Genomic DNA, 16,347 nt, shown 5'->3' on the forward strand with positions numbered 1-16,347 from the left:
ACGATGGCCGACGAAGTTTCGGGCGAAACGCGACAGAGTTCCGGACGACCGAAAAATCCGGTGCGGAGTTTGCTGTCCGCGGTGCTCACCTGTGAGGCGCTGATCATCGGCCTCGCCGCGCCCGTCGCGGTCACGGTGATGGACGTCCCGGGCGCCACCGCCGCGTGGGTGTGCGGCGGTCTCGCCGTGATCTGCCTGCTCCTGACGGGGATGCTCCGCTTCCCGTGGGCGGTCGCGGTGGGCGGCGTGCTGCAGGTCGTCATCATCGCGACCGGTTTCATGGTGCCGGCGATGTTCGCACTGGGCGCCATTTTCGGTGCGCTCTGGGCGACGGCGATTTGGATGGGACGCAAGGCGCAGGACGCCGCGGCACGCTAAATTCATCGGGGACGGCACCGTTCCATTCCGCCGAATTTCCCCGACCACTCCGCTCTCAATTCCGACATTTTTATCTTTCGGGAAAGCACGCGCGGCGGATGACGACTCCGAGGAGGAGGCGTGTCCCTGCCCGCAGAATCCACCCCCGCCGACCCCGACCCCACCGACCCGACCACCCCCGCTCCGACCACCCCCGACCCGAGCGGCCCCGACCCGGCCGCCCCAGACGCGAGCGGCCCCGACCCGGCCGCCCCAGACGCGAGCGGCCCGGACACGAGCGGCCCGGACACGAGCGGCCCGGACACGAGCGTCACCGGTCCGAGCGTCACCGGTCCGAGCGTCACCGGTCCGAGCGTCACCGGTCCGAGCACCACCGGTCCGGGCGGCCGTGACGCGAGCGGCGCCCGTCCGAGCGGCCCTGACACGAGCGGCGCCGACCCGAGTGCGGCCGGTTCGAGTGTGATCGGCCCGGGTGGCCCGGACTTGAGCGGTACGGGTTCGAGCAACACAGGTTTGACCGCGACCGGTCTGACCGGCCCTGACCCGAGCGGCCCTGACACGAGCGGCGCCGGTCCGAGTGCGGCCGGTCTGAGCGGCGCGAGCCCGAGCGGCCCCGGTCCCGGCGGCACGGACCCGAGCGGCTCTGCGCCGAATGTGAGCCCTCTGAGCGGTGCCGACCCCAGCGGCACGGACCCGAACGGCACCGACCCGGGCGGCACGGGCGTGAGCGGGGCCGGATCGAGTGGCGCCAGGGCGCGAGGGACCGACTCGGACGGGACGGGCTCCAGCCTCGCGGACCCCGGTCGCACGGATCCCGACCCCACCCTCGTCGACCTCGCCCTCCGCGAGCAGGCCCCCCACGAGCACGCCCCCGGCGGTCGGGCGCTCGACCGGCGCGGGGTGGTGCAGGTTGCGCCTGGACGGGCGCGGGGGCGGGAGCGGGGTGCGCGGATCGGCGGGCTCCTGGCGGTCGCCGCCGCGGTCCCCGCGAGCGTGCTGGTGCTTCCCGACGCCACTGCCGGGGTCGTCCCGGACGCCGCGGCCGCGCTCGGGCTCGACGGCGGGGACGGCGGGGACGTCGCGGGCCTGCTGCGCGCCACCGGGCTCGCCCTGCCCGCGCTGGTGGTCGCGGTGCCGCTCGCGGCGCTCGCCGCCCGCCGCTTCCCCGCCTGGACGGTGCTCGCGGCGGGCCTGCTGACGCTCGTGGCGGCGCTCGGCGCGGCACGCGCGGTCGACTCGGTGGCGCTGGCGGGGACGGTCCGCGCCCTGCAGGGCGTCGGGGCGGGCACCGCGCTCCCGGCGGCGCTGGTCCTCGCGTGGGAGCGGGGCGGCCGCGCCCCGGCCGCCGCGTGGGCGGGGCTGCTCGCGGCGGCGCTGCTGCTCGCGACGCCGCTCGTGCTGGACGCCGTCCCGCAGCCGCCCGGGGACGACCCCGCGGGGACCGGACGCGACTGGCGCGCGGCCCTCGCGCCCTGGACGTGGCCCGCCGCCGCCGCGCTCGCCGCCGTCCTCGCCCACCGGGCCGCGGCCGGGCGCGCGCCGTCGCCGCTGCCGCCGCCCCGGCGGGCGGAGCGCGGCGGGCTGCTCCTGGCGTCGGCGCCGTGCGCGGCGTTCGCGCTGCTGGCGGTCGTGGCCGCGCACGGCTGGTCGCCCGGGGCGCGGCTCGTCGTCGCCGGCGTCGCGGTCGCGGGGCTGCTCAACCTCGCGCACGCCGGCACCCGGGACGCGGTGACCGGCAGCCCGTTCGGCTGCGCGATCACGATGGTCGCCGCCGGGCTGCTCGTCCAGTCGGCGGCGGGCCCGCTCGCCGGGATCGCCGCCGCCGAGGCGCACGCCGGGGGAGGCGCGGGCGCGCCGTCCCCGCTGCCGTTCGCCGCCGGGGCCGCGGCGGCGCTCGCGGCGGCGGGGCTCAGTGCGCGCGTCCCGCCGCGCGGCGCCGTCCTCGCCGGGCTCGTGCTGATGGCGGCGGCGCCGCCGCTCGGCGCCGTGCCGCTCGGGACGGGCGCGCCCTGGGCGGCGGCGCCGCTGCTCGTCCCCCTCGGCGCGGGGGCCGGGCTGGCGCTGGCCGCGTCGCTGCGGGACGCGGGCCCCGGCGCCGCGCTGTTCGGGCTGTCGCTGTGCTTCCCGGCGGTGCTCGCGGGGCAGCTCGCCGCGCTGTCGCTGCAGGCGGCGTCGCTGGCGCGGATCCGCCCGGAGACGGACGCGCAGCGGCTCGCCGGGCTCGTCGAGGGGCAGCGCACGTGGCTGCTCGCGGCCGCCGCGGCGGGCGTCGTCGCCGCCGTGCTGGCCGCCCGCGCCGCGCGCAGCGCCCCGGCCGCGGCCCCGGCGGCGGGGCGGCACTGCGCGGCGAACGCCTCCGGGGCTCCGGCGGCCCGGTAGGATTCGCGCGCATATCCCAACCTTCCTGAGGAGAACCACTCGTGTCCGAGCGCACTCTTGTCCTGGTCAAGCCCGACGGTGTCCGCCGCGGCGTGGTCGGCGAGGTCGTCTCGCGGATCGAGCGCAAGGGCCTGAAGCTCGTCGCGCTGGAACTGCGCACCCTCGCCCGCGAGACGGCCGAGGCCCACTACGAGGAGCACGCGAGCAAGCCGTTCTTCGGTGAGCTGGTCGAGTTCATCACCGGCGGCCCGCTGGTCGCGATGGTCGTCGAGGGCCCCCGCGCGATCGAGGCGTTCCGCTCGCTGGCCGGCGCCACCGACCCGGTGAGCGCCGCCCCCGGCACCATCCGCGGCGACTTCGCCCTGGAGATCGGCGAGAACATCGTGCACGGCTCCGACTCGACCTACTCGGCCGACCGGGAGATCAAGCTGTTCTTCCCGGAACTGGGCTGACGACGACCGACGACGCGCGGGCCGGAAACCTCCGGCCCGCGTCTCTTTAACTAAAACAAGCCTGGTCAGCACCCGTTTTTTCGGTGACTCGCGGTCTCGGGGTACCTGCCCTGACAGCCACTCTCGCGTTACGATGGACGCGCCGCTATGAACGCCCGACAATCGTGAAGGGCTCCCTTTTTCATGGGTAACAAGCTGTCGTTTCTCGGCCGTGACATGGCGGTCGATCTGGGCACCGCCAACACGCTGGTCTACGTGCGCGGGCGTGGCATCGTCCTCAACGAACCGTCCGTCGTCGCGATCAACACCAACACGGGGAAGATCGTGGCCGTGGGCATCGAGGCGAAGCGGATGATCGGCCGCACGCCCGGCAACATCGTCGCCGTCCGCCCGCTCAAGGACGGCGTCATCGCCGATTTCGACGTCACCGAGCGGATGCTCCGCTACTTCATCCAGAAGGTCCACAAGCGCCGGCACTTCGCCAAGCCGCGGATCGTGGTGGCCGTCCCGAGCGGGATCACCGGCGTGGAGCAGCGCGCCGTGAAGGAGGCCGGCTACCAGGCCGGCGCCCGCCGCGTCTACATCATCGAGGAGCCCATGGCCGCCGCCATCGGCTCCGGGCTGCCCGTCTACGAGCCGACCGGCAACATGGTCGTCGACATAGGGGGCGGCACCACCGAGGTCGCGATCATCTCGCTCGGCGGGATCGTCACGAGCCAGTCGGTCCGCGTCGGCGGCGACGAGCTCGACCAGGCGATCATCTCCTTCTCGAAGAAGGAATACTCCCTCATGCTGGGGGAACGGACCGCCGAGGAGATCAAGATGGCCATCGGTTCGGCCTATCCCGGCGGCGACGAGGAACCGCACGCCGAGATCCGCGGCCGCGACCTCGTCAGCGGGCTGCCGAAGACCGTCGTGATCTCCGCTGAGGAGGTGCGGCGGGCCATCGAGGAGCCGGTCAACAGCATCGTTGACGCGGTGAAGACCACGCTCGACAAATGCCCGCCCGAGCTTTCGGGGGACATCATGGACCGTGGTATCGCGCTCACCGGCGGCGGCGCGCTGCTGAAGAACCTGGACGAGCGGCTCCGCGAGGAGACCGGCATGCCGATCCACCTCGTCGACAACCCGCTCGACTCGGTGGCGCTCGGCACCGGCAAGTGCGTGGAGGACTTCGAGTCCCTCCGCCAGGTCCTCGTCCCCGAACCCCGTCACTGAGCGCCTCGCGGCACCACTAGGCGGCTCCACTAGAAACGGGGAGGTCCGTGGGTGAGGGACACCCGGCGCACCCGTGTGATCCTCGGCGTACTGCTCGTCGCGGCGCTCACGATGATCACCATCGACCACCGCGGTGGGGACGACTCCCCGCTGCGCGGCCTGCGCGGACTCGGCGCGACGGTGTTCGGACCCGTCGAGCACGCGTCCGCCGCGATCGTCCGTCCGGTCGGCAACACCTTCGACGCGATCACCGACGCGCCGGGGCAGCGCCGCCGCGCCGAACGGCTCGCGCGGCAGAACCAGCGGCTGCGCGAGCAGCTCCGCTCGGCGCGGCTCGACAAGGACCACGCCGAGCAGCTCCGGCGGCTGCTCGGCACCGCCGGGATGGGCGGCTACGAGATCGCCGCCGCGCGGGTGATCTCCGCCGGCCACGGCTACGAGGACACCGTCACCATCGACGTCGGCAGCCGCAGCGGCATCAAGCGCGACATGACGGTGATGAGCGCGCAGGGCCTCGTCGGGCGCGTCACCCGCGTCGGCCCGGCCACCGCGACCGTCCTGCTCGCCACCGACCAGACGTCGTCGGTCGGCGCGCGGCTCGAGGAGTCCAAGGAGATCGGCATCCTGCAGGGCCGCGGCCGGCACGGCCGCGACGCCGACGAGAGCCCGCTGCGGTTCCAGCTCCTCAACGCGGGCGCGCCGATCAAGGTCGGGCAGCGCATCGTCACGTTCGGCTCGCAGGGCCAGCGCCCGTACGTGCCGGGCGTCCCGATCGGCGTCGTCGAACGCATCGAGCAGGGCACCGGCGGGCTCACCCGCACCGCGCACATCCGCCCGTTCGTCCGGTACAGCGCCCTCGACGTCGTCGCCGTCGTCGTCGCGCCGCCCAAGACGGACCCGCGCGACTCGGTGCTGCCGCCGAAGCCGAAACCGACCCCCACGCCCACCCCCACGCCGTCGCGGACGCCGCGGCCGAGCGGATCACCGGGCCCCGGCGCGCCGACCGACGGCGGGACCGAGGCGCGGCCGAGCGGCGAGCGGAGCCCGTCCCCGCAACCGAGCACGGGAGAGTGACGTGCTGAACCCACCGGACCAGTCGCCGGCCGGCCGGAACCTGGTCACCGCGCTGGTCGTCGCGGTCGCGCTGATCCTGCAGGTGTCGGTGGCGAACCGGCTGCCGCTGCCCGGCGGCGTCCAGCCCGACCTGGTGCTGCTCACCGTGGTCGCGCTGGCGCTCGTCGCCGGATCCGGAACCGGTATGACCACCGGTTTCTGCGCGGGCCTCGCCGCCGACATCGTCCCGCCCGCCGACCACACCATCGGGCGCTACGCGCTCGTCTACTGCCTCATCGGCTACCTGTGCGGCACCGCCTCCGAGGGCGTCGACCGCCAGTCCGCCGTGCCGTTCCTCGGCGTCGCCGCGGGAGCCCTCGCCGGCGTCGTCCTGTACGGCGCGACGGGCATGCTGCTCGGCGACCCGCGCGCCGACTGGGGCACCGTGTCCGGCGTCGTCCCGCTGCAGGTCCTGTACACCGTGATCGCCAGCCCGTTCGTGGTGTGGGCGGTGCTGCGCGCCACCCGCCGGTACGAGCGCGGCGAGCGCAGCACCCGCGGCGACCGGTTCTCGGTGCCCGCCGCCCGCTACCGCGCGATGTCCGGACGGAGCGGGAACCTGTGAACCCGCGGACGCACTTCCGGCTCGTCGTCCTGTACGTGCTCGTCGGGGCGCTGCTGCTCGTCCTGCTCGGCCGCCTGTGGACCCTCCAGGTCCTGGACGGCGAGCGCTACGCGTCGATCGCCGCGCAGAACCGCACCCGCGACATCGTCGTCCCCGCCGTGCGCGGCATGATCCTGGACGACCGGGGCCGGCCGCTCGCCCGCAACCAGAGCTCGCTCGTCGTGTCGGTGGACCGGACGGCGCTCGCCCGGCAGGACGACGGCGGCGAGGCGGTCCTGCGGCGGCTCGCGAAGGTCCTCGACCTCGGCTACGAGGACATCCAGCAGAAGATCCGGCTGTGCAGCCCCACCGTGCAGCGGCCCTGCTGGCCCGGATCGCCGTACCAGCCGATCCCCGTGGAGGACGACACCGACCCGCGGGCCGCGCTGCAGATCATGGAGCGCAAGGAAGACTTCCCCGGCATCACCGCGCAGATCCAGCCGAACCGCGTGTACCCGGCGCCGCACGGCGCGACCGCCGTCCAGACCCTCGGCTACCTCCAGCCGATCACCGAGGAGGAGATGGCCGAGCGGGAGGGCATCAAGGTCACCGGGTACAGCGCCGTCGACCTCGTCGGCCGCGCCGGACTGGAAGGCGAGTACGACGAGGCGCTGCGCGGCGAGGCCGGGTACCGCCGGGTGCTCGTCGACAGCCAGGGCCGCGTCACCGGCGTCGCCGAGGAGCAGGCGCCGACGCCCGGCAACCACCTCGTCACCAGCATCGACGCCGAGGTGCAGGGCGGCGCGGAGAAGGCGCTGAAGGAGGGCATCGACGCCGCGCGCCGCAACGGCAGCCCCGCCGACTCGGGCGCCGCCGTGGTCATGGACGTCCAGACCGGGCGGCTGATCGCGACGGCGAGCTACCCGTCGTACGACCCGAGCGTCTGGACGGGCGGGATCACCCAGAAGAAGTACGACGCCCTCCTCGGCGAGAAGAGCAACAACCCGCTGATCTCCCGGGTCACGCAGGGCATGGGCCCGCCCGGGTCCACGTTCAAGGTGTCGTCGGTCGCCGCCGCGGTCCGCGCCGGCTACGACCTGCACGGCACCTACAACTGCCCCGGCTCCTACATGGTCGGCAGCCGCGCGTTCAACAACTTCCAGGGCGCCAACCTCGGCACGATGAACCTGCACACCGCGCTCGTGAAGTCCTGCGACACGATCTTCTACAAGTTCGCGCACGAGATGTGGATGCGCAACGGCGGCCGGAACGCGCCGCTCGACGCGAAGAACCCGATGGTGGAGACCGCCCGCGACTTCGGGTTCGGCTCCCGCACCGGCGTCGACCTGCCCGCCGAGAGCGAGGGCCGCATCCCGGACGCCAAGTGGAAGCGGGAGTACTGGGAGGCCACCAAGGTCGCGAGCTGCAAGCACGCCAAGACGGGCTACCCGAACGTCGCCAAGACCGACCCGGCCCGCGCCGCGTACCTCAAGCAGGTCGCCCACGAGAACTGCGCCGAGGGCATGGTGTGGCGCGCGGGCGACGCGGCGAACCTGTCGATCGGGCAGGGCAACGTGATGGTGACGCCGCTGCAGCTCGTCCGCGCGTACGCCGCCCTCGCCAACGGCGGGAAGCTGCACACGCCGCGCATCGGCGTCGCGGTCGTCCGCCCGGACGGCACGGTCGTCCGGAAGATCGACGCGCCGGAGCCGGAGAAGCTCCCGGTGGACGAGAAGGTCCTCGCCTACATGCGGGACGCGCTCGCGGACGTCCCGAAGGAGGGCACGGCCGCCGGGGCGTTCAACGGGTTCGACCTCAAGCGCGTCGCCGTCGGCGGCAAGACGGGCACCGCCGAACGCTGGGGGCAGGAGGACATGTCCTGGTTCGCCTCCTTCGGGCCGGTGAAGAACCCGCGCTACGCCGTCGTGGCGATGGTCTCGCAGGGCGGTTTCGGCGCCTCCACGTCCGGCGTGATCGTCCGCAAGATCTGGGAGGCGATGTACGGGACGAAGGACATCGAGCCCGCCCTGGACGACGGCCGCCTCCCCACGGAGGTGCCGCGGCTGCCGGCGGCGGAGGGCGCGGCCCCGTGATCACCGGGTCGAAGGCCGGGACGGTCGAGGGGTACGCGACGCGCTCGCGGTGGCGCGGCCGCCTCGCCGCGCTGCGCGGGCTCGACTGGCCGCTGTGCGTGGTGGTGCTGGCCCTCTCGGTGATCGGCGCGCTCCTGGTCCGCTCCGCGACGTTCCACTCGCTGGTCGAGCAGGGCCAGGACCCCAACGGCTTCGTCAAGCGGCACGCGCTCAACATGCTGATCGGGTTCGCGCTCGGCGCCGTCGTGTCCCTGCTGGACTACCGGCTGCTGCGCGCGTACGTCCCGATCCTGTACGGCCTGGCGTGCGCCGGCCTCGTCGCCGTCCTGACGCCGCTCGGCGCGACGATCAACGGTTCGCACTCGTGGATCGTCATCGGCGGCGGGTTCCAGATGCAGCCGTCGGAGTTCGCGAAGGTCGGCCTCGTCGTGCTGCTCGCGATGATCCTCGGCGAGCCCCGGGACGGCGAGATCGGCCCGGGCCCCCGCGACATCCTGTTCGCGCTCGGCCTGGCGGGAGTGCCGGCCGTGCTGGTCCTGCTGCAGCCCGACCTCGGCACCACGCTGGTGTTCATCGCGGTCGTCTTCGGCATGCTGGTGATCTCCGGGACGCGCAAGCGGTGGATCTTCGGGCTGGTCGGCGGCGCCGCGTTCGCGATCTTCTCGGTGTGGTTCTTCGGGCTGCTGGAGGACTACCAGATCGACCGGTTCACGGCGTTCCTCGACCCCGAGGCCGACCCGCGCGGCGCCGGCTACAACGCCCGCCAGTCGCGCATCGCCGTCGGCTCCGGCGGCTGGGACGGCCAGGGCCTCTTCCAGGGCGAGCAGACCAGCGGCAACTTCGTCCCCGAGCAGCAGACCGACTTCATCTTCACGGTCGCGGGGGAGGAGCTCGGCTTCATCGGCGCCGCGGCGATCGTCCTGCTGATCGGCGTCGTCCTGTGGCGGGGCCTGCGCATCGCCGTCCAGGCCGCCGACCTGTTCGGGACGCTCGTCGCCACCGGCGTCGTCTGCTGGTTCGGCTACCAGGCGTTCCAGAACATCGGCATGACGATCGGCCTGATGCCGATCACCGGCCTGCCGCTGCCGTTCGTGTCGTACGGCGGGTCCGCGACGTTCGCGAACATGATCGGCTTCGGGCTGCTGCAGGCAGTCCACCTGCGCCGCCGCCCGTTCGACTGACCGGTTCGAACGGCCGCCCCGGATCGGTAGGCTGGATCGTCCATCCCCTGTCCACTGCACGGAGGACGCCGTCATGCCCATCGAATCGCTCTTCCCGCGGTTGGAGCCCCTGCTCCCCAGCGTGCAGAAGCCGATTCAGTACGTCGGCGGTGAGCTGAACTCGCAGGTCAAGGACTGGGACGACGCCGAAGTCCGGTGGGCGCTCATGTACCCGGACGCCTACGAGGTCGGGCTCCCGAACCAGGGCGTGCAGATCCTCTACGAGATCCTCAACGAGCGCGAGGGCGTCCTCGCCGAGCGCACGTACGCGGTCTTCCCGGACATGGAGGCCGTCATGCGGGAGCACGGCGTCCCGCAGTTCACGGTGGACGCCCACCGTCCCGTCGGGGCGTTCGACCTGTTCGGCGTGTCGTTCTCCACCGAACTCGGCTACACCAACCTGCTGACGGCCCTCGACCTCGCGGGCATCCCGCTGGAGGCGGCCGACCGCACCGACGAGCACCCGGTCGTCGTCGCGGGCGGCCACGCCGCGTTCAACCCCGAGCCGATCGCCGACTTCGTCGACGCCGCCGTCCTCGGCGACGGCGAGGAGATCGTCCTCGCGATCACCGAGGTCGTCCGCGAGTGGAAGGCCGAGGGCCGGCCCGGCGGGCGCGACGGGCTGCTGATGCGGCTCGCGGCGTCCGGCGGCGTGTACGTCCCGCGCTTCTACGACGTCGACTACCTGCCCGACGGCCGGATCAAGCGGGTCGCGCCGAACCGTCCGGGCGTCCCGTGGCGGGTCGAGAAGCACACGGTCATGGACCTCGACCAGTGGCCGTACCCGAAGAAGCCCCTCGTGCCCCTCGCCGAGACCGTGCACGAGCGGTACAGCGTGGAGATCTTCCGCGGCTGCACCCGCGGCTGCCGGTTCTGCCAGGCCGGCATGATCACCCGTCCCGTCCGGGAGCGGTCGATCACCACGATCGGCGGGATGGTCGAGACGGGCCTCAAGCAGTCGGGCTTCCAGGAGGTCGGCCTCCTCAGCCTCTCCAGCGCCGACCACAGCGAGATCGGCGACGTCGCCAAGGGCCTCGCCGACCGCTACGAGGGCACGAACACCTCCCTCTCGCTCCCGTCCACCCGCGTGGACGCCTTCAACATCACGCTCGCCAACGAGTTCTCCCGCGGCGGCCGCCGCTCCGGCCTCACGTTCGCGCCCGAGGGCGGCTCGGAGCGCATGCGCAAGGTGATCAACAAGATGGTCACCGAGGACGACCTGATCCGCACCGTCACCACGGCGTACGAGAACGGCTGGCGGCAGGTCAAGCTCTACTTCATGTGCGGCCTGCCCACCGAGGAGGACGAGGACGTCCTCGCGATCGCCGACATGGCGAAGCGCGTGATCGCCGCCGGCCGCGCGGCGACCGGCCGCAAGGACATCCGCTGCACGGTCTCCATCGGCGGGTTCGTGCCGAAGCCGCACACCCCGTTCCAGTGGGCCGCCCAGTGCGACCACGAGACCGTCGACGCCCGCCTCCGCGCGCTCAAGGACGCCCTGCGCGGCGACAAGGAGTACGGGCGCGCGATCGGCCTGCGCTACCACGACGGGCAGCCCTCGGTCATCGAGGGCCTGCTGTCCCGCGGCGACCGCCGCGTCGGCCGGATCATCCGCGCCGTCTGGGAGGACGGCGGCCGCTTCGACGGCTGGAGCGAGCACTTCTCCTTCGAGCGCTGGACGTCCTGCGCCGAGCGGGCCCTCGCCGGCGAGCCCGTCGACCTCGCCTGGTACACCCTCCGCGAGCGCGACGAGGTCGAGGTCCTGCCCTGGGACCACCTCGACGCCGGCCTCGACCGCGAGTGGCTCTGGCAGGACTGGCAGGACGCCGTCGACGAGACCGAGGTCGACGACTGCCGCTGGACCCCCTGCTACGACTGCGGCGTCTGCCCCACCATGGGCACCGAGATCCAGGTCGGCCCCACCGGCAAGAAGCTGCTCCCCCTCTCGGTCGTCTGACCGGGGCCCGAACGGCACGCCGCGGCGGGCCGAGCCGTCCGGCTCGGCCCGCCGCCGCACTTCTTCCAGGCCCTTTCGCGTCTCGTGCACCGCGACGGAGACAGGACGGCAGAGATGTGCGGGGCCGGGCATCGAGCCGGAGCGAAACGGGATCGCGGAGGCCCTCGGGGGCCGTCCCGCGGGGGCCGGGAGTCTCAGTGCGCGGACCGGGCGTCCCTATCGGGGGCGGGGGCACCGTACTCTATAGGGAGACGTTTTCACACTCGGCACGAGTAGGAAGGACGAGAGCCCTGGCACCCAAGCCGGAGGGACCGGCACCGGCCCCCGTGATCCAGCGCCTGCGCGTCCGTTATGCCAAGCGCGGCAGGCTGCGCTTCACGAGCCATCGCGACATCTCCCGGGCCGTGGAACGCGCCGTACGGCGCGCCGGGATACCCGTCGCGTTCAGCGCCGGATTCACCCCCCACCCGAAGATCTCGTACGCGGGTGCGGCGGCGACCGGGGTTGCCAGTGAGGCCGAGTACCTCGAAATCGGGCTTACCGAGACCCGCGACCCTGCGCGGGTGCGGGCCGATCTCGACGCGGCCCTGCCGCCCGGGCTCGACATCGTCGATGTCGTGCCGGTGCGTGCGGGCGGCGCCGGAGACGCGCCGGCCAAGCCCGGCGCGTTCGCCGATCGGCTCGAGGCGTCCCGGTGGCGGATCCGGCTGGACGGCGTGCCCCCGGGCGACGCCGCCGCGGCCGTGGCCGCCTTCCTCGACGCCGACGTCATCGAGGTCGAGCGCCTCACCAAGAAGGGGCGGCGCCGGTTCGACGTGCGCGCCGCCGTCAGCGTGCTCGAGGCGGAGGCCGACGAGCCGGACCGGCGCGCCGCGGAGGCGGCGGATGCCCCTTGTGCGATACTTCGAATGGTTGTTCGGCATTCCACACCCGCCGTTCGACCCGACGACATCCTCACCGGTCTGCGCCAGATCGCCGACCTCGCGCCGCCGTCGCCGCCCATGGTGACCAGGCTGGCGCAGGGGCCTCTGGACGCGGCCACCGGTGGCCTCGGGGATCCCCTGGATCCCGACCGGGAGATCGGCCCGCCGTCCGGCGACGACGCCGCGGCGGCCGGCGGCCCGCAACGGCCGCGGCCCGGGGAGCCCGCGAGCGCGGATGCCGCCGGCGCCCGCCCGTGAGACCGAAGCCGTGGTGACACGGAACCGGTCCGCAGGGACGGTGGGCGCGCCCCCGACGACTTCGTCGGCACCGCCGGACGACGGCGGTGGCGACACCGACTGACGGAGAGTTCCCGTGCGGCGCACCGCACCGATCCGCCGAAGGGCGGAACGCGTGGTCGCGCCCGGGAGCCTGACGGGAGATTGCCCGCATGCTGGAGAACGAAGCCGATTCGGCGCAGGCCGAAGGCACTGAAGACGAGAACACCGCCGCGACCGGGGCGGACGGCACCGGAGGGTCGGGCGTGACGACGCGCCCGCGCCGCCGCGCCAGCCGTCCCGCCGGTCCGCCGCCCGAGGTCGACGAGGAACCCGCGACCCCGCCCGCCGCGCCGGCGGCGGAGACCGCGTCCGAGGACGAGACGGTCGAGGACGAGGACGAGGAGACGGCCGAGGGCACCGGCGAGACGGCCGAAGCCGAGGCCGCGCAGACCGAGGCCGCGCAGGATGCGCGGGCGGACGCCGCGCAGGCGGAGAGCGTGCCGGAGGGCGCCGCGGAGGCGGCGCCCGCCGAGGAGCCCGCCGCCGGGGCGGAGGAGCCCGCGGCCGCCGAGGAGCCCGCGGCCGCCGAGGAGCCCGCGCCGCCGAAGAAGACCGCCCGCACCCGCGCCCGCAGGAGCACGAAGGCCGCCGAGCCCGCGGAGACCGCCGAGCCCGTCCCGCCGACCGGCGCCGAGACCTCCCCGGAGATCGAGAGCGAGTCCGCGAAGAAGTCGGACGACAAGAACGCCGACGACGAGAAGGCGGACGAGAAGGCGGACGAGAAGGCCCCCGCGACCCGGACCCGGACCCGCCGCCGCACCGCCGCCGCGAAGACCGCGGAGCCGCCGGCCGAGAGCGCCGCGCCCGCCGAGCCGCCCGCCGCGTCCGCCGAGGTGCCGCCCGCGCCGACCGTCCCGCCCGCCGTCCCGTCCGTTCCGGAGGTCCCCGCCGTCCCGGTGGCCGGGGCGGCGCCCGGCACCGGCGAGGTGTCGGAGACCGAGCCCGCGAGCGGCATCGCCGTGCCCGGCGTGACGTTCCAGCCGCCCATGGTGGTGTTCCAGCCGCCGCAGCCGAAGCCGGAGGACGCCGCCCGCCGCGAGGAGGCGGTCAAGGCCGCCGCCGAGACGGCCGAGCGCGAGGCCGACGAGGAGGTCGACGACCGCGCCGACGACGACTCCGAGGACCGCCCGTCCCGCCGCCGGCGCCGCCGCGGCGGCCGCGGCCGGGGCCGCAACGGCAGGGACGGCGCCGACGACGACGCCCAGGGCGCCGAGGAAACCGAGGAGGAGCCGGCCCCCGCCGACAAGGGCCGCGCCGACAAGGCCGACAAGACGGAGAAGGCCGACAAGGCCGACAAGGCCGACAAGGCCAAGGAACGGGCCAAGACCGAGAAGTCCAAGGCGGCGAAGGCCAAGGACGCCAAGGACGCCAAGGAGCAGCCGAAGGAGGCCGAGGCCGACGCCGGGGACCACGACGACGAGTCCGGCCAGGGCGGGACGAGCCGCCGCAGGCGCCGCCGCCGGCGCCGTTCGGGCGGCGACGGGGACGGCGCGAACGGCACCGACGACCCGCCGAACACCGTCGTGCACGTCCGCGAGGCGCGCGCGGTCGAGGACGAGGTCCAGTCCGTGCGCGGGTCCACCCGCCTGGAGGCCAAGAAGCAGCGCCGCCGGGAAGGCCGCGAGCAGGGCCGCCGCCGCCCGCCGGTGATCACCGAGGCGGAGTTCCTGGCGCGCCGCGAGGCGGTCGAGCGGGTCATGGTCGTCCGGCAGGAGGGCGAGCGCACCCAGATCGCCGTCCTCGAGGACGACATCCTGGTCGAGCACTACGTGAACCGCGCGACGCACCAGTCGTACGTCGGGAACGTGTACCTCGGCAAGGTGCAGAACGTGCTGCCGTCGATGGAGGCGGCGTTCGTCGACATCGGCAAGGGCCGCAACGCCGTCCTGTACGCGGGCGAGGTCAACTGGGACGTCGCCGGGCTGGTGGGGCAGCCGCGCCGCATCGAGTCGGCGCTGAAGTCGGGCCAGTCGGTGCTGGTGCAGGTCACCAAGGACCCGCTCGGCCACAAGGGCGCCCGGCTGACCAGCCAGGTCTCGCTGCCCGGCCGCTACCTGGTGTACGTGCCGGACGGCTCGATGACCGGCATCAGCCGCAAGCTCCCCGACAAGGAGCGCAGCCGCCTCAAGCAGATCCTCAAGCGCGTCATGCCCGACAACGCGGGCGTGATCGTGCGGACGGCGGCGGAGGGCGCCACCGAGGAGGAGCTGGCCCGCGACGTGTCGCGCCTGGCGGCCCAGTGGGAGAACATCCAGAAGAAGGTCAAGACCGCGTCGGCGCCGTCGCTGCTGTACGGCGAGCCGGACCTGACCATCCGCGTCGTCCGCGACATCTTCAACGAGGACTTCAGCAAGCTCGTCGTGTCCGGCGCGGGCGCGTGGGACACGGTGTCGGAGTACGTCCAGTACGTCGCCCCGCACCTCGCCGACCGCGTGGAGCGGTGGACGGACGACCAGGACGTGCTGGGCGCGTTCCGCATCGACGAGCAGATCGCGAAGGCGCTGGACCGCAAGGTGTGGCTGCCGAGCGGCGGCTCGCTGGTGATCGACCGCACCGAGGCGATGACGGTCATCGACGTCAACACCGGGAAGTTCACCGGGCAGGGCGGCAACCTCGAGGAGACCGTCACCCGCAACAACCTGGAGGCGGCCGAGGAGATCGTCCGCCAGCTCCGGCTGCGCGACATCGGCGGCATCGTCGTGATCGACTTCATCGACATGGTGCTGGAGAGCAACCGGGACCTGGTGCTGCGGCGCCTGGTCGAGTGCCTGTCGCGGGACCGTACCAAGCACCAGGTCGCCGAGGTCACGTCGCTGGGCCTCGTGCAGATGACCCGCAAGCGCGTCGGCCAGGGCCTGCTGGAGGCGTTCTCGGAGACGTGCGAGTCGTGCAACGGCCGCGGCATCCACGTCCACCTGACGCCGGTCGACCTGAAGGCCGAGAAGGAGACCGGCGGACGGCGCCGCAAGCGCAAGGGCGAGGTCGAGCGGGCCGTCGAGGAGAAGCTGGCGAAGTCGGAGAAGCCGGAGAAGGCGGACGCGAAGGCCGCCAAGGGCGAGCCGAAGCAGGACGCCGCGAAGGCGGAGCCCGCGAAGGGCCGGCGGGGCCGCGCGGCGAAGGCCGCGGAGGCCGAGCCCGCCGAGGCCGCGGCGCCGGCTCCGGCGCCCGCCCCGGAGGAGGCCGCGCCGGTGCGGACGCGCCCGAAGAAGTCGGGCCCGGCCAAGCGCCCGGCCGGGCCGCCGCCGGAGCCGGACGCCGACGAGGCGCAGCCCGCGCAGGCCGCGGTCGAGGCCGCGGAGGCCGCCGCGGAAGCCGCGGACGTCGCGCCCGGCACGCTGGACGCCGCCGAGCCCGAGCCCGTCGCGGTGCAGGCGAACGGTTCGTCGAACGGGCTGTCGAACGGCGCCGCGCCCGCCGCCGCGCCGGACGCCGCCCCGGCCGACGAGGCCCCGGCCGAGCCGGCCGAGGCCGCCGAGCCGGCGGCGCCGTCCGAGGCCGCGGCCGGGGACGGCGACGGCGAGGCGGCCGCGGCACCGCGCCGCCGCACCCGCCGCTCCCGCGTCGCCGCGCAGGCCGCCGACGGCGCCGACGACTGACGGACGGACGGACGTCCCGGCCCGATCGCACGGGTACGCGCAATGCGCACGCGTTCGCGATCGGGTCAGGACGTCCAGTACACTCGTACTTCGGTGTGGTGACGCGCGCCGACACGAACTCGCACCGCGGTCCCC

At 74.0% G+C, this 16,347-nt stretch carries 11 protein-coding genes; all 11 read left to right on the forward strand.

Going from position 1 to position 16,347, the window contains the following annotated elements; genetic code table 11:
- The first annotated feature begins 3 nt into the window (after positions 1 to 3).
- The gene (locus H505_RS0126170) at positions 4 to 378 is read left to right on the forward strand and encodes a DUF4233 domain-containing protein (RefSeq protein ID WP_051301186.1); all 375 of its coding nucleotides are present in this window, start codon (positions 4 to 6) and stop codon (positions 376 to 378) included.
- A gap of 654 nt (positions 379 to 1,032) precedes the next feature.
- Positions 1,033 to 2,757, forward strand: a complete 1,725-nt coding sequence (locus tag H505_RS0126175) for a hypothetical protein (RefSeq protein ID WP_026404350.1) — start codon at positions 1,033 to 1,035, stop codon at positions 2,755 to 2,757.
- 41 nt (positions 2,758 to 2,798) lie between these two features.
- Positions 2,799 to 3,209, forward strand: a complete 411-nt coding sequence (ndk, locus tag H505_RS0126180) for a nucleoside-diphosphate kinase (protein WP_026404351.1) — start codon at positions 2,799 to 2,801, stop codon at positions 3,207 to 3,209.
- A 183-nt stretch (positions 3,210 to 3,392) separates the two neighbouring features.
- Positions 3,393 to 4,427: a rod shape-determining protein gene (locus H505_RS0126185; RefSeq protein WP_026404352.1), complete on the forward strand. Its 1,035-nt coding sequence runs from the start codon at positions 3,393 to 3,395 to the stop codon at positions 4,425 to 4,427.
- Positions 4,428 to 4,478: 51 nt separating this feature from the next.
- Positions 4,479 to 5,501, forward strand: coding sequence for a rod shape-determining protein MreC (gene mreC, locus H505_RS44435; RefSeq protein WP_064743707.1), 1,023 nt, complete (start codon positions 4,479 to 4,481; stop codon positions 5,499 to 5,501).
- Between the two features lies 1 nt (position 5,502).
- Complete coding sequence (gene mreD / locus H505_RS0126195; protein ID WP_026404353.1) at positions 5,503 to 6,105, forward strand: rod shape-determining protein MreD; 603 nt, start codon at positions 5,503 to 5,505, stop codon at positions 6,103 to 6,105.
- Positions 6,102 to 8,177 carry a penicillin-binding protein 2 gene (gene mrdA, locus H505_RS0126200; RefSeq protein WP_026404354.1) on the forward strand — a complete coding sequence of 692 codons (2,076 nt, stop codon included), beginning with the start codon at positions 6,102 to 6,104 and terminating at the stop codon, positions 8,175 to 8,177. The genes mreD and mrdA overlap by 4 nt, the downstream gene beginning before the upstream one ends.
- Positions 8,174 to 9,358: a rod shape-determining protein RodA gene (rodA, locus tag H505_RS0126205; protein WP_125617274.1), complete on the forward strand. Its 1,185-nt coding sequence runs from the start codon at positions 8,174 to 8,176 to the stop codon at positions 9,356 to 9,358. The genes mrdA and rodA overlap by 4 nt, the downstream gene beginning before the upstream one ends.
- Positions 9,359 to 9,431: 73 nt before the next feature.
- Entirely contained in the window at positions 9,432 to 11,354 is a 1,923-nt protein-coding gene (locus tag H505_RS0126210) for a TIGR03960 family B12-binding radical SAM protein (protein WP_026404356.1), read from the forward strand.
- Between the two features lie 326 nt (positions 11,355 to 11,680).
- Complete coding sequence (locus H505_RS44440; protein WP_064743708.1) at positions 11,681 to 12,535, forward strand: TIGR03936 family radical SAM-associated protein; 855 nt, start codon at positions 11,681 to 11,683, stop codon at positions 12,533 to 12,535.
- 191 nt (positions 12,536 to 12,726) lie between these two features.
- Positions 12,727 to 16,212 carry an Rne/Rng family ribonuclease gene (locus H505_RS44445; RefSeq protein WP_051301181.1) on the forward strand — a complete coding sequence of 1,162 codons (3,486 nt, stop codon included), beginning with the start codon at positions 12,727 to 12,729 and terminating at the stop codon, positions 16,210 to 16,212.
- The last annotated feature ends 135 nt before the right edge of the window (positions 16,213 to 16,347 follow it).

The sequence above is a fragment of the Actinomadura rifamycini DSM 43936 genome, assembly GCF_000425065.1.
GTDB lineage: Bacteria > Actinomycetota > Actinomycetes > Streptosporangiales > Streptosporangiaceae > Spirillospora > Spirillospora rifamycini.

Bases quoted from the DNA above. Each gene is read 5' to 3' on its own strand.
- H505_RS0126210 (WP_026404356.1), top strand. From the start codon at position 9,432: ATGCCCATCGAATCGCTCTTCCCGCGGTTGGAGCCCCTGCTCCCCAGC.
- H505_RS0126170 (WP_051301186.1), top strand. From the start codon at position 4: ATGGCCGACGAAGTTTCGGGCGAAACGCGACAGAGTTCCGGACGACCG.
- H505_RS44445 (WP_051301181.1), top strand. From the start codon at position 12,727: ATGCTGGAGAACGAAGCCGATTCGGCGCAGGCCGAAGGCACTGAAGAC.
- H505_RS0126185 (WP_026404352.1), top strand. From the start codon at position 3,393: ATGGGTAACAAGCTGTCGTTTCTCGGCCGTGACATGGCGGTCGATCTG.